The 23,804-nt window shown below is 69.6% G+C and carries 26 protein-coding genes and 1 pseudogene; 8 read left to right on the top strand and 19 right to left on the bottom strand.

Features of this window, described 5'->3' with window-relative positions; translation table 11 throughout:
• Positions 1 to 8: 8 nt before the first annotated feature.
• Together AC07NG_RS08095 and AC07NG_RS08090 are read left to right on the top strand one after the other, a co-directional pair.
• Entirely contained in the window at positions 9 to 410 is a 402-nt protein-coding gene (locus tag AC07NG_RS08095) for an NUDIX hydrolase (protein ID WP_494593188.1), read from the top strand.
• Positions 407 to 575: pseudogene (locus tag AC07NG_RS08090) on the top strand (hypothetical protein); the annotation flags it as partial. The gene AC07NG_RS08095 and the pseudogene AC07NG_RS08090, both read left to right, overlap by 4 nt.
• Here the strand turns inward: AC07NG_RS08090 and hisN are convergent.
• Both hisN and AC07NG_RS08080 read right to left on the bottom strand, forming a co-directional pair.
• Positions 574 to 1,413, bottom strand: a complete 840-nt coding sequence (gene hisN, locus AC07NG_RS08085) for a histidinol-phosphatase (RefSeq protein WP_487292460.1) — start codon at positions 1,411 to 1,413, stop codon at positions 574 to 576. The pseudogene AC07NG_RS08090 and the gene hisN sit on opposite strands and share 2 nt — an antisense overlap.
• A gap of 66 nt (positions 1,414 to 1,479) precedes the next feature.
• Positions 1,480 to 1,872 carry a helix-turn-helix domain-containing protein gene (locus tag AC07NG_RS08080; protein ID WP_110119048.1) on the bottom strand — a complete coding sequence of 131 codons (393 nt, stop codon included), beginning with the start codon at positions 1,870 to 1,872 and terminating at the stop codon, positions 1,480 to 1,482.
• Between the two features lie 237 nt (positions 1,873 to 2,109).
• Here AC07NG_RS08080 and AC07NG_RS08075 point away from each other — a divergent pair, with 237 nt between their 5' ends.
• On the top strand, positions 2,110 to 3,048 hold the full coding sequence (locus tag AC07NG_RS08075) for a lysophospholipid acyltransferase family protein (RefSeq protein WP_494593184.1): 939 nt from the start codon (positions 2,110 to 2,112) through the stop codon (positions 3,046 to 3,048).
• A gap of 168 nt (positions 3,049 to 3,216) precedes the next feature.
• On the opposite strand, the gene AC07NG_RS08070 is transcribed toward AC07NG_RS08075, so the two are convergent.
• From AC07NG_RS08070 to gcrA, 5 genes are all read right to left on the bottom strand, one after another.
• Positions 3,217 to 3,723: a response regulator gene (locus AC07NG_RS08070; protein ID WP_110119050.1), complete on the bottom strand. Its 507-nt coding sequence runs from the start codon at positions 3,721 to 3,723 to the stop codon at positions 3,217 to 3,219.
• A gap of 104 nt (positions 3,724 to 3,827) precedes the next feature.
• Positions 3,828 to 4,517 (bottom strand): M23 family metallopeptidase, encoded by a 690-nt coding sequence (locus AC07NG_RS08065; protein ID WP_494593181.1) that lies wholly within the window; start codon positions 4,515 to 4,517, stop codon positions 3,828 to 3,830.
• 149 nt (positions 4,518 to 4,666) lie between these two features.
• The gene (locus AC07NG_RS08060) at positions 4,667 to 4,885 is read right to left on the bottom strand and encodes a DUF2093 domain-containing protein (RefSeq protein ID WP_110119052.1); all 219 of its coding nucleotides are present in this window, start codon (positions 4,883 to 4,885) and stop codon (positions 4,667 to 4,669) included.
• A 27-nt stretch (positions 4,886 to 4,912) separates the two neighbouring features.
• Positions 4,913 to 6,451: an exodeoxyribonuclease VII large subunit gene (gene xseA / locus AC07NG_RS08055; RefSeq protein ID WP_494593498.1), complete on the bottom strand. Its 1,539-nt coding sequence runs from the start codon at positions 6,449 to 6,451 to the stop codon at positions 4,913 to 4,915.
• Between the two features lie 123 nt (positions 6,452 to 6,574).
• The gene (gcrA, locus tag AC07NG_RS08050; RefSeq protein WP_492854676.1) at positions 6,575 to 7,105 is read right to left on the bottom strand and encodes a cell cycle sigma 70 cofactor GcrA; all 531 of its coding nucleotides are present in this window, start codon (positions 7,103 to 7,105) and stop codon (positions 6,575 to 6,577) included.
• Between the two features lie 240 nt (positions 7,106 to 7,345).
• On the opposite strand from gcrA, the gene AC07NG_RS08045 reads away from it, so the two are divergent.
• On the top strand, positions 7,346 to 8,167 hold the full coding sequence (locus tag AC07NG_RS08045) for an ABC transporter permease (RefSeq protein WP_492854675.1): 822 nt from the start codon (positions 7,346 to 7,348) through the stop codon (positions 8,165 to 8,167).
• A gap of 163 nt (positions 8,168 to 8,330) precedes the next feature.
• On the opposite strand, the gene AC07NG_RS08040 is transcribed toward AC07NG_RS08045, so the two are convergent.
• On the bottom strand, positions 8,331 to 8,756 hold the full coding sequence (locus AC07NG_RS08040; RefSeq protein ID WP_494593178.1) for a YbaY family lipoprotein: 426 nt from the start codon (positions 8,754 to 8,756) through the stop codon (positions 8,331 to 8,333).
• A gap of 200 nt (positions 8,757 to 8,956) precedes the next feature.
• Here AC07NG_RS08040 and AC07NG_RS08035 point away from each other — a divergent pair, with 200 nt between their 5' ends.
• The 3 genes from AC07NG_RS08035 (at position 8,957) to AC07NG_RS08025 (ending at position 11,419) form a co-directional block, all read left to right on the top strand.
• On the top strand, positions 8,957 to 10,171 hold the full coding sequence (locus AC07NG_RS08035) for an aspartate aminotransferase family protein (protein ID WP_492854672.1): 1,215 nt from the start codon (positions 8,957 to 8,959) through the stop codon (positions 10,169 to 10,171).
• Positions 10,172 to 10,247: 76 nt separating this feature from the next.
• Complete coding sequence (gene argF, locus AC07NG_RS08030) at positions 10,248 to 11,180, top strand: ornithine carbamoyltransferase (protein ID WP_487292453.1); 933 nt, start codon at positions 10,248 to 10,250, stop codon at positions 11,178 to 11,180.
• 2 nt (positions 11,181 to 11,182) lie between these two features.
• Complete coding sequence (locus tag AC07NG_RS08025; RefSeq protein WP_487292452.1) at positions 11,183 to 11,419, top strand: DUF2164 domain-containing protein; 237 nt, start codon at positions 11,183 to 11,185, stop codon at positions 11,417 to 11,419.
• A 168-nt stretch (positions 11,420 to 11,587) separates the two neighbouring features.
• Here the strand turns inward: AC07NG_RS08025 and rnr are convergent, their stop codons facing one another.
• The 10 genes from rnr to AC07NG_RS07975 all read right to left on the bottom strand — a co-directional run bounded on the left by rnr (position 11,588) and on the right by AC07NG_RS07975 (position 22,626).
• Positions 11,588 to 13,945, bottom strand: a complete 2,358-nt coding sequence (rnr, locus tag AC07NG_RS08020; protein ID WP_494593173.1) for a ribonuclease R — start codon at positions 13,943 to 13,945, stop codon at positions 11,588 to 11,590.
• Positions 13,946 to 13,990: 45 nt separating this feature from the next.
• The gene (locus AC07NG_RS08015; RefSeq protein ID WP_494593171.1) at positions 13,991 to 14,365 is read right to left on the bottom strand and encodes a hypothetical protein; all 375 of its coding nucleotides are present in this window, start codon (positions 14,363 to 14,365) and stop codon (positions 13,991 to 13,993) included.
• A 32-nt stretch (positions 14,366 to 14,397) separates the two neighbouring features.
• The gene (gene topA / locus AC07NG_RS08010) at positions 14,398 to 17,067 is read right to left on the bottom strand and encodes a type I DNA topoisomerase (protein WP_494593170.1); all 2,670 of its coding nucleotides are present in this window, start codon (positions 17,065 to 17,067) and stop codon (positions 14,398 to 14,400) included.
• A 165-nt stretch (positions 17,068 to 17,232) separates the two neighbouring features.
• The gene (locus AC07NG_RS08005) at positions 17,233 to 17,640 is read right to left on the bottom strand and encodes a DUF2442 domain-containing protein (RefSeq protein WP_494593168.1); all 408 of its coding nucleotides are present in this window, start codon (positions 17,638 to 17,640) and stop codon (positions 17,233 to 17,235) included.
• A complete protein-coding gene (locus tag AC07NG_RS08000; RefSeq protein ID WP_494593166.1) occupies positions 17,633 to 17,872 on the bottom strand; it encodes a DUF4160 domain-containing protein in 240 nt (79 codons plus the stop codon). Before AC07NG_RS08000 ends, AC07NG_RS08005 begins: the two co-directional genes overlap by 8 nt.
• 28 nt (positions 17,873 to 17,900) lie before the next feature.
• Positions 17,901 to 18,998, bottom strand: a complete 1,098-nt coding sequence (gene dprA / locus AC07NG_RS07995) for a DNA-processing protein DprA (protein WP_494593163.1) — start codon at positions 18,996 to 18,998, stop codon at positions 17,901 to 17,903.
• Positions 18,998 to 19,645: a glycerol-3-phosphate 1-O-acyltransferase PlsY gene (gene plsY / locus AC07NG_RS07990; protein WP_494593161.1), complete on the bottom strand. Its 648-nt coding sequence runs from the start codon at positions 19,643 to 19,645 to the stop codon at positions 18,998 to 19,000. The genes dprA and plsY overlap by 1 nt, the downstream gene beginning before the upstream one ends.
• A gap of 109 nt (positions 19,646 to 19,754) precedes the next feature.
• Positions 19,755 to 20,270 (bottom strand): hypothetical protein, encoded by a 516-nt coding sequence (locus AC07NG_RS07985; RefSeq protein ID WP_494593159.1) that lies wholly within the window; start codon positions 20,268 to 20,270, stop codon positions 19,755 to 19,757.
• A gap of 62 nt (positions 20,271 to 20,332) precedes the next feature.
• Positions 20,333 to 21,634, bottom strand: a complete 1,302-nt coding sequence (pyrC, locus tag AC07NG_RS07980) for a dihydroorotase (RefSeq protein ID WP_487292443.1) — start codon at positions 21,632 to 21,634, stop codon at positions 20,333 to 20,335.
• A complete protein-coding gene (locus AC07NG_RS07975; protein WP_487292442.1) occupies positions 21,631 to 22,626 on the bottom strand; it encodes an aspartate carbamoyltransferase catalytic subunit in 996 nt (331 codons plus the stop codon). Before AC07NG_RS07975 ends, pyrC begins: the two co-directional genes overlap by 4 nt.
• 145 nt (positions 22,627 to 22,771) lie before the next feature.
• Here AC07NG_RS07975 and AC07NG_RS07970 point away from each other — a divergent pair, with 145 nt between their 5' ends.
• Positions 22,772 to 23,119 carry an endonuclease domain-containing protein gene (locus AC07NG_RS07970; RefSeq protein WP_494593156.1) on the top strand — a complete coding sequence of 116 codons (348 nt, stop codon included), beginning with the start codon at positions 22,772 to 22,774 and terminating at the stop codon, positions 23,117 to 23,119.
• Positions 23,120 to 23,207: 88 nt separating this feature from the next.
• Here the strand turns inward: AC07NG_RS07970 and ruvX are convergent, their stop codons facing one another.
• The gene (ruvX, locus tag AC07NG_RS07965; RefSeq protein ID WP_110119069.1) at positions 23,208 to 23,687 is read right to left on the bottom strand and encodes a Holliday junction resolvase RuvX; all 480 of its coding nucleotides are present in this window, start codon (positions 23,685 to 23,687) and stop codon (positions 23,208 to 23,210) included.
• Positions 23,688 to 23,804 lie beyond the last annotated feature (117 nt).

Genomic DNA, 23,804 nt, shown 5'->3' with positions numbered 1-23,804 from the left:
AGCAGGCGGTGCGGGTTGTCGCCATCGGCCTGCTGCGCCACGAGGACCGGCTGCTGGTCGCCGAGGTGCGCAACGACGACGGCTCGGTGAAGGGCTGGCGGCCGCTGGGCGGCGGCGTCGAGTTCGGCGAGACCTCGGAACAGACCCTGCGGCGGGAGTTCCTGGAGGAGACCGGCTTTGCAATCGAGATCGTCGGCCCGCCGACGGTGATCGAGAACCTCTACGAGCATGAGGGCCACATCGGCCACGAGATCATGTTCGTCTACGAGATCACGACGTCGGACCCCAAGGCGATCGAACGCGACCGCTTCGTGATCAACGAGAACAGCCAGGACGTCTGGGTCGAGTGGGTGGCGGTGGAGCGCTTCGCCGCCGGCGAGCGGCTGCTGCCGGATGGGCTGAAAATCTGATCCTTCTCCCCTTGCGGGAGAAGGTGTCGCCGCAGGCGACGGATGAGGGGTCTCTCAGACCTGTCCTCATCGCCCGGTCGATCAGCCTTCGCAGCGGCGCCGATCTTCGACCCCTCATCCGACCTGCTTCGCAGGCCACCTTCTCCCGCAAGGGGAGAAGGAGTTATTTCGCCGACCTTTTCAGCGCCACCAGCGCCTCGTCCAGCACGCGCTGGTCGCCGGCGATGGCCATCTGGCCGCCGTGCTGGCCGATCGGGGCGCCGCGCCAGTCGGTGACGACGCCGCCGGCGCCTTCGATCAGGGGGATGGCGGCCTCGACATCCCAGCTCTTCAGGCCCGCCTCGATGACCATGTCCATCGTGCCGGCCGCGACCATGGCGTAGGCGTAGGCGTCGCAGCCCAGCCGGGCCAGCTTGGCGGCCGCGCGCACCTGGCGCCAGGCGCCCAGCTCGGCGCCGTCGAAGCAGGCTTCAGGATCGGTGGTGGCGATGATGGCGTCGGTCAGAACGGCGCAAGGGCGCACGCGCAGGGGCTTTTCGCCGCCGCGGGCGATCAGGCGCGAGCCGGTGGCGGCCGAGCCGACATAGATTTCGTCGAGATAGGGCTGGCCGATCGAGCCCAGCACGGGACGGCCCTGATGGCGCAGGCCGATCAGGGTGGTCCACAGGGGCAGGCCCGAGATGAAGGCGCGCGTGCCGTCGACGGGGTCCAGCACCCAGACGAACTCGGCGTCCGGACGGTCCTCGCCGTATTCCTCGCCGATCACCCCGTGCTCGGGATAGCGCTCGGAAATCAGCTTGCGGATCGCCGCTTCCGCGCCGCGGTCGGCCTCGGTCACCGGATCGAACGCCGCGTGGCTTTCGCGCGGCAGGTTCTTGCCCGCCGCCTTGTCCTCCAGCCCGTGGTCGGACCGGAACAGCGGCAGGATCGCTCCGGCGGAGGCGCTGTTGAGCTCGACGATGAAGGCGTCGAGGGCGGCGATGCGATCGGCGGAGAGCGTCATGGGCAGGGCTTTAGCCTGCCCTGGCCCGCGACGCTACTCCACTGAACCGCCCAACTGAAGCGTGGGTCAGGCTTCGATCTGCTCGACGCCGTTCAGCGACTTGGCCAGGTCCAGCAGGCGGCGGCGCGGACGCTCGCCGAGCAGGTAATAGGCCCGGATCAGGTCGATCGTCTCCTTGCGGGCGAACATCTCGCCGCCCTCGGAGTCGTTGTGCGCCGGCGCGGCCTCGCGGGCGGCGAGGTTCGACAGCCCGTCGTAGAAGTAGCCGACCGGCACTTCCAGGGCTTCGGACAGCTGCCACAAGCGCGCGGCCGAGATGCGGTTGGCGCCGCACTCGTACTTCTGGATCTGCTGGAAACGAACGCCCACGGCGCCGGCCAGTTGTTGTTGGGTCAGGCCCAGCAGCCGGCGACGGCGGCGGAGACGCTTGCCCAGGTGAGTGTCGATGTCATTGCCCATGATGGACCCTTGACCCCCGATGGCTTTTCCCCCGTCCCGAAACGGAACGGTCTGCCCTGACAGCCGCAAGTCGCGCGCCAAGCGAGGCCGAGTCGCCTGAAAGCACCGAAAGACGTCAGTCATGGCCGCGATTGCGGCGATTTCTGGGTGATAAAATCAGACGATTTCAAAGGCTTAAGGTCAGGTGTTGCCTTGGGGTGACTTCCGTTTCGCGCTGTCCCGCTCTAGTAAGGGGCGATGTCCCAAGTCCGCGCTTCCCGCACCCAAGATTTCTACTGGCGTATCGAGGCCATCGGCTACGACCTGTTCATGGGCCTGTTCCGGATGCTGGGCGTCGACGCGGCCTCGGCCCTGGGCGGCTGGTTCGGGCGCACCTTCGGTCCGCTGAGCGGGGCTCACAAGGTCGCCGACCGTAACCTGCGCCTAGCCTTCCCGGAAAAGGACGCCGCCTGGCGCGCCGGCATGCTGCGCAAGCAGTGGGACGGGCTGGGACGGACGTTCGGCGAGTTCCCGCTGATGGACAAGCTGCTGCCCTCCACGGGGCGGGTGGAAGTGGTCAACGCCGAGCGCCTGGCCCAGATCGCGCGGGACAGCGAGCCGGTGGTGTTCGTCTCCGGCCACCTGTCGAACTGGGAAGTGATGCCGGCGGCCATCGTCGATTCCGGGGTCACCTGCCAGATGACCTACCGGGCGGCCAACAACCCCTATATCGACGAGCGCATCAAGAAGAGCCGGTTCCGCTACGGCGTGCGGCTGTTCGCCCCCAAGGGCGGCGACGGCGCGCGCGAGCTGCTCGACGCCATGAAGCGCGGCGAGTCGGTGGCGCTGATGAACGACCAGAAGTTCAACGGCGGCGTCGCGGCCCCGTTCTTCGGCCACGACTCGCGCACCGCGCCGGGGCCGACCCGCCTGGCGATCCGCTTTGGCACCGTGCTGCAGCCGATGTCGGTGCAGCGCACCAAGGGCGCGCGCTTCCGGGCCGTGGTCCACGACCCGATCGTCCCGCCCAGCACCGGCGACCGCACGGCCGACATCGAGGCCGGCGTGCGGATGATCAACGCCTTCATGGAAGACCGCATCCGCGAGCGGCCCGAGGAGTGGTTCTGGGTTCACCGTCGCTGGCCCAACGAGGTCTATGCGGCGCTGCTGGCGGGGGATGCGGCCGAAAAGGCCTGAGAAAAGGTCTTTCCTCACTCCCGTCATTCCCGCCCTCGTGGCGGGAACCCCTTTGTCGGTCGCAAGGGCAGGTGGGGCGGCGTGCCGGGCACGCCGCTTGCGTCTCACGTATCAGCGGAACCAGGGTTTCCCGCCACAAGGGCGGGAATGACGGGGAGAAGGGTGGAGCTAAAGCTCGATAGCGCCCTTGTCGGTGCCGCGGCGGAACGGGCCGCCGTAGTGCGGATCCTGGCGGCGGCGGCGGCAGGGGCCGAAATAGTCGGCGCTGCGGATGAACGGCCGCGGCTTGAAGATCACCATGTCGATGCGGTCGAGCAGCGAGCGGGCCGTGACCGGCTTGACGACGATCTCGGTGACGCCGGCGTCGCGCGCCTCGAACACCCGGTGCCGTTCGGCGAAGCCGGTCAGCATGATGATCGGCAGGAACGGGTCGGTGCTGTCGGGCGAGTTGCGCACCAACTGGGTGAACTGCACCCCGTCCAGCGGCGACATCTTGAAGTCGACGATGGCGATGTCGATCTGCCGATCCTTGAGGATCTGCAGGCCCTCGGCCCCGTCGATCGCCTCGTGCACGTGGCGCACGCCCACGCCCTTCAGGATCGTGCTGACGATGGCCCGCATGTGGTGGTTATCGTCCACCAGGAGGAAACGGAGCTTGTCTAGCACCGCGGACATGCGGGTTTACGCCTCATACGCGAATTTTAGGGCGGGCTGGGGATAACCATAACCACAGGGGGCTGTCGATAGGGGCTGTCCCCAAATGGTGAAGTTTGCACCGTTCACTGTCGCATTCCCGCGTCAGCCACCCAGAGACTGGGGTCGAGATTGCGGTCACGCCACTTCAGGCGCCAGCAGAGGTGCGGACCCGTGGCGCGGCCCTCCTTGCCGACCGCGCCGATCCGCTCGCCCTGGGCCACCCGCTGGCCGGGAGTCACGTCGATGCGGGAAAGGTGCAGATAGGCGCTGATCAGGCCCTGGCCGTGGTCGATCAGGATCAGCCCGCCCTCGAAGTGCAGGCCGGTCTCGGCGAAGGCGACGACGCCGGCCGCCGGGGCGACCACGGGCGTGCCGACCGGCGCGGCCAGGTCGACGCCGTAGTGGGGGCGCTTGGGCTCGCCGTTGAGGATGCGCTGGCCGCCGAAGCTGGAGGAGCGGCGCGTGGCCTTCACCGGCCAGATGAAGCCGGTGCGGAAGAAGTCGCCGTCGACGCGGCTGGAGAAGCCCGTCGCCTTGCGCGCGCCCTCGGCGGCAATGCGGGCCAGCAGGGCCGGATCGTCGGGCGTGACCTGCGACGGCGGCAGGCCGTCGATGCGTTGGACGTCGAAGGTCCCGGGCGCGATCGCCACGCGGTGGCTCGCCGAGCCGTCGGGCGTCTGCACTGCGATCTCGGCGGTCGGCGGAGCGTCGCGGTCGAAACCGACCACGAACCAGCCGTCGGCCGAGCTCTGGGCGACGGGAACGCCGTCCACCAGCACGTTGGCGTGGGGCGCGGTGCGGCCGACGACGTAGCCGCCCTGTTCCAGGCGTCCATTCAGCGTCAGGCCAGGGGCCGCGGCGCGGGCGGAGTAGGCGAGGGGAAGGGCGGCGCCGACCAGGACGGCGAGAAGCCCCCGGCGGTTCAGGCCTTGGTCTCCTGCCAGCGCTTCAACGCCTCTTTCGGCGTGGCGTAGGCCTCCTGCAGCTCGGGGCTCCAGTAGCGCAGCGCCTCCAACGGCACCTTGGCGCCGGTGACGGCGCAGACCACGTACTGGCCGGGGCTGAGCACGGCGAAGTCGCCGTCGCCATAGTGCAGGACGGCCAGGCCGGATTTGCCGATGTCGCGATCGTAAGCGTTCATGGGACTCTTCTACGCCAAAGCGCGGGACTAGAACAGATCGCCCTGGCCGGGTGACGGCGGGGGCGCGGATTTCGGGCGCGGAGCCGGCTTGGGGGCCGCCTGCACGACGGAGGCGGGCGGGGGAGGGGGAGGCGTCGAGCCTTCGCCGTCGATCACCGCGTCGCGTTCGCCCAGCTTGAACTTCAGGTTCACACGCTCGCCGGCGGCCAGATCCGCGGCCGAGCGGGCCAGGGTCCCGTCCATCTTGCGCACCAGAGCAAAGCCCAGCTCCAGCGGCCGTTCCGGGTTCAGCGACTGGCGCAGCTTGTCCAGGCCCGCCAGGCGGTCGGCCTCGCGGTCGAGGCGGCGGCGGGCGACGGCGTTGAGGCGATCCCACAGGGCCGGCAGGCGGGCGTGCTGGGCGGCGCGTTCGGGGGCGCGGCGGGCGGCCAGGTCCAGGCGGCGCGACAGGTCGGACAGGCGCTCGGCCTTGGCCTGGCGCTGGCGGGCCAGGGCTTCGGGCGACAGGCGGGCGGTGACCTTCAGCAGGTCCTGGGCGTGGACCGAGGTGTTGCGGGCCAGGGCCGCGTCCAGCCGGCCGGCGGCGATGTCGAAGCGCTGCTGGGCCAGGGCCAGCAGGTCGTTGGGGCGGGGCAGGCCGCGCGCGGCGGCTTGCAGCCGCGTGCGGCGCTCCTCGACCACGCGGCCGGCGCAGCGCGACAGGCGGCGGTCGTAGTCGGAGACCAGGCCCCGCAACTCGGCCAGCACGGGCGTGGCCATCTCGGCGGCCGCCGTCGGGGTGGGCGCGCGGCGGTCGGAGACGAAGTCGATCAGGGTGGTGTCGGTCTCGTGGCCGACGGCCGAGATCAGCGGGATCGTTCCCTCGGCCACCGTGCGGGCCAGGGCCTCGTCGTTGAAGGCCCAGAGGTCCTCCACCGAGCCGCCGCCGCGGGCGACGATCAGGATGTCGGGACGCGGGACCGGTCCGCCGGGCGTAAGGGCGTTGAAGCCCCGGATCGCGCCGGCCACCTGGCCGGCGGCGGCGTCGCCCTGCACGACCACCGGCCAGACGATGACCCGGCAGGGCCAGCGGTCGCGGATGCGGTGCAGGATGTCGCGGATCACCGCGCCGGTGGGGCTGGTGATCACCCCGACCACGGCCGGCATCGAGGGCAGGGGCTTTTTGCGTTCGGCCGCGAACAGGCCCTCGCCGGCCAGCTTGGCCTTCAGCCGCTCCAGCTGGGCGAGCAGGGCGCCGACGCCGGCGGCCTCCATGCTGTCGATGACGATCTGATAGCGCGAGCCGGCCGGATAGGTGGTGATCTTGCCGGTGACGATGACCTCGAGCCCATGCTCGGGCCTCACGCCGAGGCCCCGCACATTGCCCTTCCAGACGACGCCGTCGATGGCGGCCTTGTCGTCCTTGATGGTCAGGTAGACGTGGCCGTTGGAGTGGTGGGTGACCTTGCTGAGCTCGCCGCGCAGCCGCACGAAGCCGTAGCGGTCTTCCAGCGTGCGCTTCAGCGCGAAGGCCAGTTCCGAGACGGAATAGGCGGGCGCGTTGGAATCGGGGGCGAGGTCGGTCATCGGGGGCAGCATAAAGCCCTCCCCGCGGAACGGGGAGGGCTGCATGGCGAGAGCGCCTTGCCGACGCTTCTCTTCTTGTTCGTATCCCTCGGTAGAGCCTGGCGAGCCAGGCCCCGGAACCGCCTAGATGTAGCGGCGCAGCGAGCGGGCGAGCTCGGTGGCGCCGCCCTTTTTCTTGGTCTGTTGCGGCTGGTAGGCCACCCGGGCGTGCTCGACGCAGTAGGGGCCTTCCGACGAGCGGCGGCCGCAGAAGGTGAAGCCGTCCGACGACGGGTCGCCGATCGGCCACTTGCACATGTGGGCGCCGAGGGTCAGCACGGTGGCCGAGCCGGGGGCTTCGTTGCGCAGGACCGGAACCGAAGGCTGCTGGTGAGCCGCGACCGGAGCCGGGGCCGGGGCGACCGGTTCGGCGGCGACCACGCGGCGCGGCGCGGCCGGCATGGCGGTGGCGGCCGGACGAGCCGGGCGCGGCGCCTTGAAGGCCGGGCGAGCCGGTTGCGAGGGCGCGGCGCGACCCGACAGGCCCAGACGATGGACCTTGCCGATCACGGCGTTGCGGGTGACCCCGCCGAGTTGTTTGGCGATCTGGCTGGCGGACAGCCCGTCCAGCCAAAGCTTCTTGAGGGTGGAGACCCGTTCGTCAGTCCAGCTCATGGCCTTCTCCGCCTAAAAAAGGCGCCACGACGAGAACCCCACCTCGCCATGACCCTACATCTGGTGTACAGCACGCCCCGCCGGCGGCTGACCTACCACATAGTGTAAAGAATGCGTTAAGACGCACAATAGGCGCCAGGTACTCTGTCCACAGAAACAATATATTGATTCTCGAAGCGGGACGCTTGCGCCCGACCCTTCCCAGGCGCACATGGCGAAGGAATTTCCAGGATCGAGCCAATGAGAGACATGGCAGACAGCGTCGTTCCGCCGCAGCCGCGCGACTATCACGGCTGGAACTGGAGCGGGTTCCTCACCCTCTACCAGCGCGAGATCCGCCGGTTCTGGAAGGTGGGCATGCAGACCGTGGCCGCCCCGGTGGTCACCACGCTGCTCTACATGCTGGTGTTCGTGGTCGCGGTCGGCGCCAGCCGCCCGGCGGTCGAGGGCGTGACCTTCGGCCATTTCGTGGCCCCGGGCCTGATCATGATGGCGGTGCTCAACAACGCCTTCGCCAACTCGTCCTCGTCGCTGATCCAGGCCAAGATGATGGGCCTGACCTCCGATTTCCTCACCCCGCCCCTGACCCCGCTGGAGCAGGTGGCCGCCTTCGGCCTGGGCGCGGCGACGCGCGGCGTCGTGGTCGGCGCGGTGACGGCGGCCGTGATCGGCGTGCTGCCGGGCGCGGGCCTGCAGATCTCGCACCTGTGGGCGATCTTCTATTTCGCCATCGGCGCGGCCCTGATCCTGGGCCTGGCCGGCGTGCTGGCCGGCCTGTGGGCCGAGAAGTTCGACCAGCTGGCGGCGGTGACCAACTTCGCCATCATGCCGATGACCTTCCTGTCGGGCACCTTCTACCTGGTCGACAAGCTGCCCGAGCCGTTCCGCACGGCCAGCCACTTCAACCCGTTCTTCTACCTGATCGACGGCTTCCGCTACGGCTTCATCGGCCACGCGGACGGCAGCATCGCCATCGGCGTGGTGGTCACGGCCGTGCTGACCGTCGGCCTCTTCCTGTGGTGCTGGGCGCTGTTCCGCAGCGGGTATCGCCTGAAGAGCTGAACGGCTCTTTCTTCCCGTCATTCCCGCCCTTGTGGCGGGAACCCCTCTGTCAGCCGCAAGGGCGGTAGTGGCGGCGTGCTCAGCACGCCGCTTGCGCTTCACGTGCGAGCGGAACCAGGGTTTCCCGCCACAAGGGCGGGAATGACGGGAGGTGGGGGTGTGGCTATGGCCGCCCCACGCCCGTGACCAGCACCTCCACGCCGCTGGTCGGGCCGTCGTTGATGACGGCGATGTGGGTGTCGTTGATGAAGCGCAGCTGGCCGTCCACCTCCACGCGGGCCGACACCGAATAGCGGTGGTTGGGAACGATCGACGCCGGGTCATAGGCCAGCTTGAAGGCCGCCGGCGGGGCGCGGACGCCCTCGATCACGTCCTCGGCCAGCACCTTGGCGGGGGCGTCGGCCAGGCTGACGTCCTGCAGGCGCACGATCACCCTGGTCGTTGGCGGCAGCATGAGCCGCTCGCGCCAGACCACGGTTCCGGTGACGGCGGCGGGCGCGGGCGGGGCGGTCGTCGAGGCGCAGCCGGTCAGAGCCAGCAGGGTCAGGGTCAGGGGCAGGGCGGCCTTCATCGCGGATCCTCCGAGCATCTCCCCCTGTCCAAGGCTTAGGACGGATCGCTTGGCGGTGGCAAGGTAGCGGTCCCGCGTCGCCAGGGTGTGTCCCCGGCGCCCTGACGTCCAAAATTCACGGTCATTTCATTGACAGACCGGGACTTCCCGCCGACAACGTCGGGCCTTCCAGTCCCCGCGCGAAAGCCCGGGGGCTTCTTGCCTTTTGGGAGGCCGCTTTGAGCACTGCGACGTCGTCGAACCCCTCGCAACACCACATCATGGGCGTCTACAGCCGCGCCCCGCTGGCGTTCGAGCGAGGCCGAGGCGCGCGACTGTTCTCGACGGCCGGCGAAGAGTACCTGGACTGCGTGGCGGGCATCGCCACCTGCGGCCTGGGCCACGCCCACCCGACCCTGGTCGAGGCGCTGAAGACCCAGGGCGAGAAGCTCTGGCACGTCTCCAACATCTACACGATCCCCGAGCAGGAAGTGCTGGCCGACAAGCTGTGCGCGGCCACCTTCGCCGACGTGGTGTTCTTCACCAACTCGGGCACCGAGGCGATCGAGTGCGCCCTGAAGGCCGCCCGCCGCTATCACGCCGTGGCCGGCAATCCGGAGCGGATCGACATCATCGGCTTCGACGGCTCGTTCCACGGCCGCTCGTACGCGGCGGTCAACGCCTCGGGCAACGCCGGCTATCTGGACGGCTTCGGCCCGCGCCTGCCGGGCTTCATCCAGCTGCCGTTCGGCGACCTGGAAGCCCTGAAGGCCGCCATCGGCCCGACCACGGCCGGCGTCATCATCGAGCCCGTGCAGGGCGAGGGCGGGGCGCGGTCGCTGACCGAGGCCCAGCTGGTCGAACTGCGCGAGATCACCCGCGAAGCCGGCGTTCTGCTGATCTTCGACGAGGTGCAGAGCGGCATGGGCCGGACCGGCAAGCTCTTCGCCCACGAGTGGGCCGAGGGCGCCGAGCCCGACATAATGTGCGTGGCCAAGGCCCTGGGCGGCGGCTTCCCGGTCGGCGCGTGCCTGGCCTCGACCGAGGGCGCCAAGGGCATGACGCCCGGCACTCACGGCTCGACCTACGGCGGCAACCCGCTGGCCATGGCGGTCGGTGCGGCGGCCTTCGATGCGATCAACACGCCCGAGATCCTCGACAACGTGAAGACCATCGCCGGCTACTTCACCCAGCAACTGAACGGCCTGAAGGACCGCTTCCCGGACGTCGTGCTCGACGTGCGCGGCAAGGGCCTGCTGATCGGCATCAAGCTGGCCTCGAACAACCGCGAGTTCATGGCCCTGGCCCGCGACCAGAAGCTGCTGGTGGCCGGCGGCGGCGACAACTGCGTGCGCCTGCTGCCGCCGCTGAACCTGACGCTGGCCGAGGCCCAGGAGGCCGTGGCCAAGCTCGAAAAGACCTGCGAGGTCGTCCGCGCTCAAGCGGCCGCCTGATCGCATCCCTGACCCGACGCCTCCGTCCCAGCGGCGGAGGCGTCCACTTCAGCTCATTCCGGAAAGGTGGCCTGAGATGACCGCCCCCCGCCACTTCATCGACCTCTGGAAGCTCGACGGCGCCACGCTGCGCCTGATCCTGGAGGACGCCAAGGCCCGCAAGACCGCGCGCAAGGGCTGGCCCAAGGGCCGCGTCGACGCCGACGCCCCGGCCAAGGACCATGTGCTGTCGATGATCTTCCAGAAGAACTCGACCCGCACCCGCTTCTCGTTCGACGCGGCCATGCGCCAGCTCGGCGGTTCGGCGATCATCTCGACCTCGTCGGACATGCAGCTGGGCCGCGGCGAGACCATCGAGGACACCGCCAAGGTGCTCTCGCGCATGGTCGATGCGGTGATGATCCGCGCCAACAGCCACGCCGACGTCGAGCGCTTCGCCCAGGTCTCGACCGTGCCGGTGATCAACGGCCTGACCGACAAGAGCCACCCCTGCCAGATCATGGCCGACATCCTCACCATCGAGGAGCATCGCGGCGACATCGGCGGCAAGACCATCGCCTGGGTCGGCGACGGCAACAATGTCTGCTCCAGCTTCATCCACGCCGCGCCGCTGCTGGGCTTCGAGCTGAAGATCGCCTGCCCGAGCGTCTATCACGCCGACCTGCACGATCTGGCCCGCGCCGCCGGCCTGAACGGCAAGGTGACGATGATGGAAGACCCCAAGGAAGCCGTGCGCGGTTCCGACGTGGTCGTGGCCGACACCTGGGTCTCGATGGGCGACACCGACCACGACGAGCGCCTCAAGGCCCTGGAGCCCTACCAGGTCGACGACGCCCTGATGGACCTGTCCAACGACGGCGTCTTCCTGCACTGCCTGCCGGCCCACCGCGGCGAGGAAGTCACCGACGCCGTCCTCGACGGCCCGCGCTCGCTAGCCTGGGACGAGGCGGAAAACCGCATCCACGCCCAGAAGTCCGTCCTGGCCTGGTGCTTCGGCGCGATCGGCTGATCATGGCCAAGATCGAGCTCGACAAGGACGTCCGCGAGGCTGTCCTGCGCAAGCTGACGCTCTACATGCGCGACGAGCTCGATCGGCCGGTCAGCGGGCTGGAGGCGGGCTTCCTGCTGGAGTTCCTGTCCGAAACGCTCGGGCCGGCCTTCTTCAACCAGGGCGTCCGGGATGCGCAGACCCTGATGCTGCAGAAGCTCGACGACGTGGTCTACGAGATCGAGAAGCCCCTGGACTGATCCCTCTCCCCTTGCGGGAGAGGGTGGCCTCGCGGAGCGAGGTCGGGTGAGGGGTCTCTCAAAAGCAAAACGCCGCGACAGCCGATCAGCTGTCGCGGCGTTTTTCGTGGGTGCGACCCCTCATCCGTCGGCTTCGCCGACACCTTCTCCCGCAAGGGGAGAAGGACGCTAGCGCCGCTTGCCGCGTCGCACGCCCTTGGGCAGGCCGCCGCGCGGCTTCACCGCCGCTTGGCGCCGTGCGCCCAGGCGGGGCCTCGGCAGGTTCGGATCCGCGGGCACCGGGTCGCTGAGCATCTCGAACAGCAGGCCGCCGGTCACGGGCGTGGCCTCGCGCAGGCGGATCTCGACCGACAGGCCCAGCGGCCAGCGCTTGCCGGTGCGCTCGCCGACCAGCGAGTGCAGGCGCTCGTCGTGGACGAAGTATTCCTCGCCAAGGTTCGAGATCGGCACCAGGCCGTCGGCGCCGGTCTCGTCCAGCTTCACGAACAGGCCAAAGCGGGTGACGCCGGTGATGCGGCCGCTGAAGGTCGCGCCCACCCGGTCGGCCAGGAACGAGGCGATGTAGCGGTCGGTGGCGTCGCGCTCGGCGGCCATGGCTCGGCGCTCGGCGTGGGTGATGACCTCGGCCGTGTCCTTGATGCGGGCGATGTCCTGGTCGGTGAGGCCGTCGTCGCCCAGCCCCAGGGCCCGGATCAGGCCGCGGTGGACGATCAGGTCGGCATAGCGCCGGATCGGGCTGGTGAAGTGGGCGTACCTGGCCAGGTTCAGGCCGAAGTGGCCGATGTTGTCGCTGGAATAGTGGGCCTGCATCTGGGTGCGCAGCACCACCTCGTTGATGATCGCCGCGTGCGCGCTCTCGCGGGTGTCTTCCAGCAGCTTGTTGAAGCGCGAGGTCTGCGGGGCCTCGCCCTTGTTCCAGCGGATCTCCAGGGTCTGGAGGAAGTCGGCGAGGTTCTGCAGCTTCTCCAGGCTGGGCGTGTCGTGCACGCGGTAGATCAGCGGCGAGCGTTTTGCTTCCAGGCTCTCGGCGGCCGAGACGTTGGCCTGGATCATCATCTCCTCGATCAGCTTGTGGGCCTCGAGGCTGGCGCGGCGGGTGATCGAGGCGATCTCGCCTTCCTTGGTGATGACGATGCGGCGCTCGTCGCTCTCGATGGCCAGGGGCGAGCGCTGCTCGCGGCCCCGGCCCATCAGGCGGAAGGCCTCCCACAGCGGCGTCAGGATCGCGTCCAGCAGGGGCGGGGCCTTGTCGGGGTCCTGGCCGGCCGGCGGAGGCGTGCCGTCGATGGCGGCCTGGGCCTGCTCGTACGACAGCTTGGCGGCCGAGCGCATCAGGCCGCGCACGAAGCGGTGGCTGGTCTTGCGGCCGGTCTTGTCGAACACCATCCGCACGGCCAGCGTGGCGCGGTTCTCGCCTTCACGCAGCGAGCACAGGCCGTTCGACAGGGTCTCGGGCAGCATCGGCTCCACCCGGTCGGGGAAGTAGACGCTGTTGCCCTTGTCGCGGGCGTCGCGGTCCAGGGCCGAGCCCGGGCGCACATAGGCGGCGACGTCGGCGATGGCGACCCAGACGATCCAGCCGCCCTTGTTGTTCTCGGCGTCGTCGGGATGGGCGTAGACGGCGTCGTCGTGGTCGCGGGCGTCCACCGGGTCGATCGTCACGAACGGCAGGTCGCGCAGGTCTTCGCGGCCCGCCAGCGTCGGCTCCCTGGCGGCCTTGGCTTCCTGCTCGGCTTCTTCGGAGAAGCCGGTGGGGATGCCGTGGCTGTGGATGGCGATCAGCGAGGCGGCGCGGGGGTCTTCCTCGTGGCCGACCGTCTCCAGCACGCGGCAGGGCTTGGGGCCGTAGCGACCGGCGTGGCCGGCCTGCTGCACGACCACCAGGTCGCCGTCGCGCAGGTCAGTCACGCCCGGCTGGCCGGGATCGAGGACGTAGCTGTCCTTGGACTTGCGATCGACCGGCTGGACGCGGATCTCGCGGCGCTCCTTGCGGATCACGCCCAGCACCTTGTGGGCGCTCTGGCCCAGGCGCTTGATCAGGCGGGCCTCGTACTCGCCGCTCTCCAGCTTCTCGAAGCGCACCAACAGGCGGTCGCCCAGGCCCGGCGCGCCGGCGGCGGCTTCGTTGCGGTCGGGGGCCAGGCGCACCAGGGGAACGTCCTCGTCGCCCTTGGTCAGCTTGACGAACAGGTCGCCGTCGGTGTCGCGTTCGATGACGTCGGCCACGCCGACCGGGGGCAGGGCGCCGGCCTCGGCGAAGCCGCGGCGGCCGCGCTTGCCCAGTTGGCCCTGGGCCTCCATCTCGCGGATCATCTCGCGCAGGGCGCGGCGGTCGGCGCCCTTCAGGCCGAAGTGACGGGCGATGTCGGCCTTGGCGGCCTCGCCGGCGTCGCGCAGGAACGCCAGCAGCGTCTCCTTGTCGGGCAGGCCCGCGGGCGGACGGTCCTTGGCCGCGACCTTGTGGGAGGCGGTCTTGGGGCGCGCGGTCTTCGGAGAAGCGATCTTGGGAAGGCGAGGTTTGGCCATTCCCCTCGTCTAAGCCGTTTCCCGGGCGAAGGAAACGAGGAGAACCTAGTACAGGTCCTCGATCCGCTGCGGCGCCTGCTGGGCCGGCGGAACCTCGGGCTTCTTCTCGGCCGGGGCGGGCGTCGTCGGGGCTGGCGGGGCCTCGACGACCGGCGGCGTCTCGGCCGCCACCGGCTCGGGGGCCTCATCGGCCGGCTTCGTCGCGGGCGGAGGCGGCGGCGCCTCCACCTCGACCGCGGCCGGCAGGGCGTCCTTGACCGGCACGCCGGAGACCTCGGCCAGCGGCGCGGTCGAGACCGCGTCGGCCGGCTTGCCGGTGTCCAGCGCGCCGCGCAGCCCCAGAACGAAGCCCACGACGCTGACCGCCGACAGCAGGACCACCACCAGCGGCAGCGGCAGAGGACGTTCGAGCGTGGTCATGGCCAAAGTCTACTCCCCCCGACTGCCCTTCGTCACGCCTCGGTCTTGGCCTTGGCCGGCGCCTTCTTGGCCGGAGCCTTCTTGGCGGCCGGCTTCTTTGCAGCGGCCTTCTTCGGCTTGGCCTCGGCGTCGTCGCCCTCGGCTTTCGCCGCCTTGGCTGGAGCCTTCTTCGGCGCGGCGGCCTTCTTGGCCGGCTTCTTGCCGCCGCCCTTGGCGACGCGCTCGGCCAGCAGGGTCACGGCCTCGGCCAGGGTCAGGGCCGCCGGATCGGCGCCCTTGGGCACGTTGGCGTTGACGTCGCCGTGCTTGATGTACGGACCAAAGCGGCCCGACAGCACGCGCACCGGCTTGCCGTCTTCCGGGTGGGCGCCCAGTTCGGCCAGGGCCGCGGCGGCCGCGCGCTGCGGACGCCCGCCGCCGGCCCGCTTGTCGGCCAGGATGGCGACGGCGCGGTTCAGACCGACGTCGAACACCTCTTCGGCGTTCTCCAGGTTGGCGTAGGTGCCGTCGTGCAGCACGAACGGCCCAAAGCGCCCCAGGCCCGCCGTGATCGTCTTGCCGTCGTCCGGATGCTGGCCCACCTCGCGCGGCAGGGACAGCAGGCGCAGGGCCTTTTCCAGGTCCAGCGCCGCCGGCGTCCAGCCCTTGGGCAGGGACGAGCGCTTGGGCTTCTCGCCCTCGGCCGCGACCTCTTCGACATAGGGGCCGAAGCGGCCGTTCTTCAGCCACACGGCGCGGCCGGTGGCGGGGTTGATCCCCAGTTCCTTGTCGGCGCTCTCGGCTTCGCCGTCGCCCTCGGCCACGCCCAGCTGGCGGGTGTAGCGGCACTCCGGATAGTTCGAGCAGCCGATGAAGGCGCCGAACTTGCCGGTCTTCAGCGACAGCATCCCCGAGCCGCAGGTCGGGCACAGGCGCGGGTTCGAGCCGTCGCCCTTGTCGGGGAAGATGTGCGGGCCCAGGGCGTCGTTCAGCGCGTCGAGCACGTTGGTGGTGCGCAGCTCGGCGATCTCGCCGACGGCGGCGTGGAAGTCCTTCCAGAACTCGCGCAGGAATTCCTTCCAGTCGAGCTTGCCGTCGGAGACGAGGTCGAGCCGCTCTTCCAGCGAGGCGGTGAAGTCGTATTCGACGTAGCGGCGGAAGAACTGCTCGAGGAACGCGGTGACCAGGCGGCCCTTGTCCTCGGGGATGAAGCGCTGCTTCTCCATCCGCACGTATTCGCGGTCGCGCAGCACGGTCAGGACCGAGGCGTAGGTCGACGGACGGCCGATGCCCAGCTCTTCCATCTTCTTGACGAGGCTGGCTTCGGAGTAGCGCGGGGGCGGTTCGGTGAAGTGCTGGTCGGCGCGGGCCTCGATGACCTTGGCGGCGGCGCCTTCGACGATGGCCGGCAGGCGGGCGCTGTCTTCGCCCTCCTCGTCGTCGCGGCCTTCCTCGTAGACCGCGAGGTAGCCGGGGAACAGCACGACCTGGCCGGTGGCGCGCAGGCCGGTGCGGCCGTCATGGCTTTCCAGGTCGACCGTGGTGCGCTCGATGCGGGCGCTTTCCATCTGCGAGGCGATGGTGCGCTTCCAGATCAACTCGTACAGGCGGCCCAGGTCCGGATCCAGGCGCAGCGAGCCGGGGTTGCGGCGCATGCTGGTCGGGCGGATGGCTTCGTGGGCCTCCTGGGCGTTCTTGGCCTTCGACTTGTAGAGGCGTGGGGTTTCCGGCACGTAGTCCTTGCCGTAGACGCTGCCGATCACGTCGCGGGCGTCGGCGATGCCTTCCGGCGCGATCGAGACGCCGTCGGTACGCATGTAGGTGATCAGACCGACGGTCTCGCCGCCGATGTCGATGCCTTCGTACAGCTTCTGGGCGGCCTGCATGGTGCGCTGGGCCGAGAAGCCCAGCTTGCGCGAGGCTTCCTGCTGCAAGGTCGAGGTGGTGAAGGGCGGAGCGGGCGAGCGCTTGCCGGGCTTCTTCTCGACGGCCTCGACCTTGAAGGTCGCGGCCTGCACGGCGGCCTTGGCGGCCAGGGCGGAGGTCTCGTTGCCGAGGTCGAACTTGGTGAGCTTCTTGCCGTCGTGCTTGACCAGGCGCGCCAGGAACGGATCGGAGCCGGCCGAGACGTCGGCGTCGACGGTCCAGTATTCCTGGGTGCGGAAGCGTTCGATCTCGAGCTCGCGGTCGACGACCAGGCGCAGGGCCACCGACTGCACGCGGCCGGCCGAGCGGCTGCCCGGGAGCTTGCGCCACAGCACCGGCGAGAGGGTGAAGCCGACGAGGTAGTCGAGGGCGCGGCGGGCGAGGTAGGCCTCGACCAGTTCCATGTCGAGGTCGCGCGGGGCGCGCATGGCCTCGGTCACCGCCGACTTGGTGATGGCGTTGAAGGTGACGCGCTGGATCTGCTTGTCCTTCAGCGCCTTCTTCTTGTTCAGCACCTCGAGCACGTGCCAGCTGATCGCCTCGCCTTCGCGATCCGGGTCGGTGGCGAGGATCAGGCGGTCGGCCTTCTTCAGCGCGTCGACGATGTCGGAGATGCGCTTGGACGACTTGGCGTCGACCTCCCAGCTCATGGCGAAGTCGTTGTCGGGCTCGACCGAGCCGTCCTTGCTGGGCAGATCGCGGATGTGCCCGTAGGAGGCCAGAACCGTGTAGTCGGACCCGAGGTACTTGTTGATGGTCTTGGCCTTGGCCGGGCTCTCGACGACGACGACGTTCATTACGACTCTGGGCTAGGGGAGGTGGACCGCCCACCGAAGCGAACCAGGGGGCGAGCGCCGGAAAGTGGGGGCGAGCCTATGACAATGTCAACGGCGGCTGTGCGAACCTTCGCAATTGCGAGCACGGCGCCCGCCAGGCTCTCTCTTTAGAGAGAGGGGCGAACATCAGGCTGTTCCGGATTTTCGAGGCCGGCCGCCCTTGGCGCCGTTGGCCCGCGCCGCCGCGCTCTTGGCGGGAGACTTGGTTTGGCCGGCGATCCTGGCCATGTGGGCCTTGGTTCCGAAAATGCCTGCCGCCAGGCCAGGGATCGACAGATCGACGTCCAGCGCCTCCCACTGAAGACCGTAACCGCCGGGGCGAACCACGACCTGCGCGAGTTCGTCGTCCGTTGCGGCTTCCAGGCCTTGGCCTAGCCGCGCGGGAAAGGCGAGCGCCGAGCCGCTTGTCAGCTCCACTTCGATGCGACCGGTCGAGTGATCGTATCGCGCCGACTTGGCGCGTGGCTCGGTCCGCGCCAGCTTTTCGCCTAGCGCCATTGCGGCGTCGATCTCGGCGTCGGTCAGGTCAGCCATGGATCTCTCTCCAACGCCGCAGCAGCGCATCGCGATGTTGTGTGACGATCCGCATCGCTCGGCGAATTTCGGCCCTTGTCATGCCTCGAGCCCAGACGAGCCGGGGTGTTTCGTCCTGGCCGACCAGTTCGATCTTAGCCTCGCCGTCGCCGAAGACATGAACGTGAGCTGGTTCATGGTCGTCGAGAAAGATGACGACGTTCAGTCCGGACGCCCTCAGCACGGTGACCATCGTCAGAATAACCCAACTCGATAGGTTTCTAAACCCCCGCCACCATCCCGCCCGGCAGCAGCTCGGCCCGATCCGCCAGGGCCAGCTCCACCAGCGCCGCCATCACCGCCGAGGTCGGGGCCTTGGTCGCCCGCACCAGTTCGTCGCGCGAGACGGGCGTGGGCGAGAGCAGGGCGGCCAGGCGCTCGCGTAGGGCGTCGTGGTCGAGGTCGTCGGCGGCCTCGTCGGGATCCCAGGTCCGGTCCCGCTCGCGCATCGAGGGCGAGGCCGACAGCGAGCGCAGCACGTCCTCGACGCCCTCGCACAGGATCGCGCCCTGGCGGATCAGGTCGTTGGGACCCTTGGCGCGGGGATCAAGCGGCGAGCCCGGCACGGCGAAGACGTCGCGGCCCTGCTCGGCGGCCAGGCGGGCGGTGATCAGCGAGCCCGACTTCAGCTCGGCCTCGACCACCACAACGCCCAGCGACAGGCCCGAGATGATGCGGTTGCGGCGGGGGAAGTCCTTGGCCTGGGCGCGGCGTAGAGGGGCGCTTTCGGACACGATGCAGCCGTCCTGCGCGATGCGGGCGTGCAGGGAGGCGTGCTCGGGCGGATAGATGTCGGCGATCCCGCCGCCCAGCACGGCGACCGTGCCCGTCGAGAGCGAGCCCTCGTGGGCCGCCCCATCGACGCCGCGGGCCAGGCCCGAGACCACGACGAGGCCGTGCTGGCCCAGTTCGGCGGCCAGTTGACGGGCGAAGCGCTGGCCCGCGGCCGAGGCGATGCGGGCGCCGACGATGGCGATGCTGGGCTGGGGCAGAAGCTCGTAGTGGCCCAGCGCCCAGATCACCGGCGGCGGGGGATCAAGGCTCGCCAGGCGGTGCGGGAAGTCGGGTTCGCAGGCGCAGATCAGGCGGGCGCCGAGGCGCCCGCCGTCTTCGAGTTCACGCAGGATCTCGTCTTCGGGCGGCGGCCGCAGCGGGGCCGCGCGGCCCGCCCGACGCGCCAGGTCGGGCAGAGCGACCAGCGCCCGCTCGGGCGAGCCGAAGCGCTGAAGAAGATGGTCGAAAGCGACGGGGCCGACGGTCTCGGTGCGCGCCAGGCGAAGCCAGGCCAGGCGTTCCTTGTCCGACAGGCCCCGCGTCATCAGGCTTCCGGGGGCGGCGTTTCGGCCGTCTTCTTCTTGCCGATCCGGGGCTCTTCGCCCTTGAGCAGCCGGCGGATGTTGTCCTTGTGGCGGATGTAGATCAGCACGGCCATGAACAGGCACAGGCCCAGGATCGGGTAGGGCCGGTCGGTGGCCAGGGCGAAGGGCGCGGCCAGGGCGGCGGCGGTCAGGGCGGCCAGCGAGCTGATGCGGAACAGGACCGCCACGGCCAGCCAGGTCGCCGCGGCCAGCAGGCCCACGGGCCAGGCGGCGGCCAGCAGCACGCCGTAGAAGGTGGCCACGCCCTTGCCGCCGTTGAACTTCAGCCAGACGGGGAAGATGTGGCCGGCGAAGGCCGCGCCGCCGGCCAGGGCGACGACCGCCGGATTGCCGTGGCTCAGCCAGTGGGCCAGGCCCACCGCGACCGCACCCTTGCCGCCGTCGCCCAGCAGGGTGATGGCCGCCAGATCCTTGCGGCCCGAGCGCAGTACGTTGGTCGCGCCGATGTTGCCCGAACCGATCTTGCGGATGTCGCCGGCGCCGCCCAGGCGCGTGGCGATCAGGCCGAACGGGATCGAGCCCAGCAGGTAGCCCCCGATCACGGCGATCGCGAGGGTCAGATAGACGACGGGGGCGAGGCTTTCCAAGAAATGCTACCTTTGCGCGAGCGAACCATGGCCAAGCTTCACCGATGAGGCAAGCCTGTTTTCCGCGTCTTACAGCGCTTCTCGCCCTCGGCGAAGCGAAGCTGCGAAGCTAGCCGCCGGCCGTCTCCTCGCGTCGCGCCGCCGGGCGCCTGGCGACGATCAGTCCGAGGGCTCCGCAAACCAGTCCGGTCAGGCCGCCGAGAAGGGCGATGGCGGCCATTGAACTCACCAGCACCTCTGGGTTGGAGAAGACGATGCGCGCCGGGCCCAGGCTCATCAGGCCCATCTGCACCAGCAGGCTCAGGGCTGCATAGAGACCGATGCTGACCGCGAGCCGGATGCGCTTTTTTCGATCGCGCATGGACGGGAGCGCCAGGACGAGGCCCGCGACCAGGGCCGGCGCCAGGCCCTGGAGCCAGGCGTCGCCGAGCGCCCAAAGCTGCTCCCGGAGCGGCGGAGTGGGCAGCGAGAACTGGCGGATCGCCATCTGCTTGAGGGCAAGCGTCGGTGCGACCGTTCCCAGGATGGGGCCTGCCGCCAGGTGCATCGCCAGGACCGGCCAGTCGAGCCGAGGCCATCGCTCTCCGAGCCGGGGCGAGCGATCGCGGGTTTCGAGCGTGTTCATGTTGTCGTCCCCCCGGAATGACCGGCGCAACCTATGCGGCTGCGCCGGCTTGTCCAGCGGGATCACCCCTCGGCGCGGTGCACCACGCGGCCGTCGACCACGGTCATCAGCACCTGGCCTTGCAGGCGGCGGCCGTCGAACGGCGAGTTCTTCGACTTCGACAGCAGCTTGGCGGCGTCGACGATGATCGGCGCGTCGAGGTCGCACAGAACGAGGTCGGCCGGAGCCCCCGGCGCGATGCGGCCGGTCTGGAGGCCGAGCAAGGACGCCGGCGACAGGGTCACCGCCTTGATCAGGTCGATCAGCGGCAGGCGCTCGTCGTGATAGAGGCCCAGCAGAGCCGGCAGCAGGGTTTCCAGACCCACGGCGCCAGGCGCGGCCTGGTCGAACGGCAGGCGCTTGTCCTCGGCCGGGGCCGGGGCGTGGGCCGAGACGACGATGTCGATCAGGCCGTCGGCCAGGGCCTCGATCAGGGCCTGGCGATCGTCCTCGCCGCGCAGGGGCGGGGTGAGCTTGGCGAAGGTGCGGTAGTCGCCGATGTCCAGTTCGTTGAAGCACAGGTGGTTGATCGACACGCTGGCGTGGATGCGCAGGCCCCGGGCCTTGGCGCGGCCAAGCGTCTCCAGCGCCTGGGCGCTCGTCACCTGGTCGACCAGCAGGCGGCCGCCGGTGGCTTCCAGAAGCGCGACGTCGCGCTCCAGCATGATCCGTTCGGCCATCGGCGAGATCGACGGCAGGCCCATGCGGGCGGCGAACTCGCCGCCGGTCGCGGCCCCGCCCTTGGCCAGCCACGGGTCGAGCGGGCGGTGGGCCAGGATGGTGTCGAAGCCCTTCGCATAGGTCAGCAGACGCTGCATGACCTTGCTGTCGGCGATCGGACGGTCGGCGTCGGTCACGTAGACGCAGCCGGCCTCGCGCATCAGGCCGATCTCGGCCATCTCCTCGCCCTTGAGGCCCTTGGTGGCCGCGCCGGCGCACAGGATGCGGGCGCTGTCGATGTCGCGGGCCCGGCGCAGCAGGAAGTCGACCGTGCTGGGGTCGTCGACGGCCGGATCGGTGTCGGGCTGGACGACGAAGCTGGTGACGCCGCCGGCCGCGGCCGCACGGGCGGCGCTGGCCAGGGTTTCCTTGGTCTCGGCGCCCGGCTCGCCGGTCTTGACCCGCAGGTCGATCAGGCCCGGGGCCAGCATTGCGCCGCCGCAGTCGATGACGCGGACGCCCTTGGTCAGCTTGCCGAACTCGCGGCCCTTGGCCACGTCGGCGATGACGCCTTCGGAGACGATGACGCCGCCGGGGCCGTCATAGCCGCTTTCGGGATCCACCACGCGGGCGTTGACGAAGGCGAGCGGCTGGGGCGCGGTCATCGGCCTTCCTCCTCGAGACGGTGGGCGAGGGCGGCGAGCACGGCCATGCGGGCGGCGACGCCCATCTCGACCTGGTCCTGGATCAGGCTGACGGCGGGATCGTCGGCGACGTCGCTGTCGATCTCCACGCCCCGGTTCATCGGCCCGGGGTGCATGACCTTGGCCCCCGGCGCGGCGCGGGCCAGCTTCTCGCGGTCGAGGCCATAGAAGCGGAAGTATTCGCGGGTCGAGGGCACGAAGCCGCCCTGCATCCGCTCCAGCTGCAGGCGCAGCATCATCACCACCTCGACCCCGGCCAGGCCCGACTTCATGTCGTGGTGCACGGTCACGCCCCAGCGCTCGGCCTGGGCCGGCATCAGGGTGGGCGGGCCGACCAGGCGCACGCTGGCGCCGAGGATCTGCAGCAGGGCGACGTTGGAGCGCGCCACGCGGCTGTGCAGCACGTCGCCGCAGATGGCGACGGTCAGGCCCGACACGCGGCCGAAGGCGCGGCGGATCGACAGGGCGTCCAGCAGGGCCTGGGTCGGGTGCTCGTGCTGGCCGTCGCCGGCGTTGACGACGCTGCCGCTGACCTTCTGGCTGAGCAAGGACGCCGCGCCCGAAGAAGCGTGGCGCACGACCAGCAGATCGGGCCGCATGGCGTTCAGGGTGACCGCCGTGTCGATCAGGGTCTCGCCCTTGGCCACCGACGAGGTCTTGGGGTTCATGTTGACGACGTCGGCGCCCAGCCGCTTGCCGGCCAGCTCGAACGAGCTCTGGGTGCGGGTGCTGTTCTCGAAGAACAGGTTCATCAGCGTCCGTCCCTTGAGCAGGTCGAGGGACTTGGACGTCTGCCGGTTCAACGCCACGAAGGCGTCGGCCAGATCCAGGAGATCGGCCGCCTGGGGAGCGTTGAGATCGCCCGCCGAAAGGAAGTGCCGCTTGGGGAACGAGAAGAGGCGCTTGCGGATCGTTTCGATCGCCGCGCTCGGGTCATGGGCTGAAGCCGTCATGAGCCCGCGTCATAGGCGGCTTTGGCGGGGAAGGGAAGGATGTGCTGGAATTGCATCTCAAGATTGAGCTGCACTAATCTCAACCTCTCCCATAGGGAGAGGGAGGGGCCCGCCGCGAAGCGGTGGGAGGGTGAGGGGCTTCACCATGAACCGAACCGCCATGGCCAGGCGCTTGCGTCGTGACCAAACCGACGCCGAGCGCATGCTTTGGTCGGTCTTGCGCGGCCGTCGGTTGGACGGTTTCAAGTTCCGTCGCCAGGTCCCGATAGATCGCTATGTCGCTGATTTCGTATGCGTTGAGGCCAGGCTGATCGTCGAACTCGACGGTGGCCAGCATGCTGAAGATGCGGGCCGGGCCTATGACGCGGCTAGAACCGAAGTGCTCGAGGCCTGTGGGTATGTTGTGTTGAGGTTCTGGAACGACGCTGTGCGCTATGAACTGGACGGCGTGGGAGACGAGATTTTGTCTGTGCTTCGCGCGGCGAGGCCTTAAACCCTCACCCTCCCACCGCCTTCGGCGGCGGGCCCCTCCCTCTCCCGATGGGAGAGGTTGAAAGAAGGGCGGCTTCGCCGAATGGGAGTTACTCCCCCCGGATCCCCCGCATCCGCTCCAGGGCGCCCTGCAGGATCCAGCCGGCGGCCATCTTGTCGACGACCTCGCCGCGGCGCTTGCGGTTTACGTCGTGCTCGTCGATCAGCACGCGGGTGACGGCGGCCGTCGACAGGCGCTCGTCCCAGAAGGTGATGGTCAGGTCGGGGCGCAGGCGCAGCAGGTTGCGGGCGAGCGCCCGGTTGGACTGGCAGCGCACGCCTTCGGTGCCGTCCATGTTGACCGGCAGGCCGACGACGATCCCGGCCACCTTGCGGTAGTCGATGATGTCGAACAGGGCCTCGGCGTCCTGGGTGAACTTGGTCTTGTGGATCACGGTCAGCGGGCTGGCGACGGTCAGGGTGACGTCGGACACGGCCACGCCGATGGTCTTTTCGCCCGGATCCAGGCCGATGATCGGCTTGTAGTCGGGGATGGCGGCGGTGAATTCTTCGATGTCGAGAACGGGCATGGGCGGCTTCTACGCCTTTGCGCCCGCCGAAGCGAGAGCGCCGCCAATGCGAAAAGGTCCCGCCAAGGGGAGGCCGGGCTTGTCAAAGGCGAGTCTAGACGGGTAACCCACCCCTCG

This window comes from Caulobacter sp. GW821-FHT10C03, from assembly GCF_059415485.1.
Note: the sequence above shows the minus strand (reverse complement) of the source record. Positions and strands in the feature narration are given on the sequence as shown.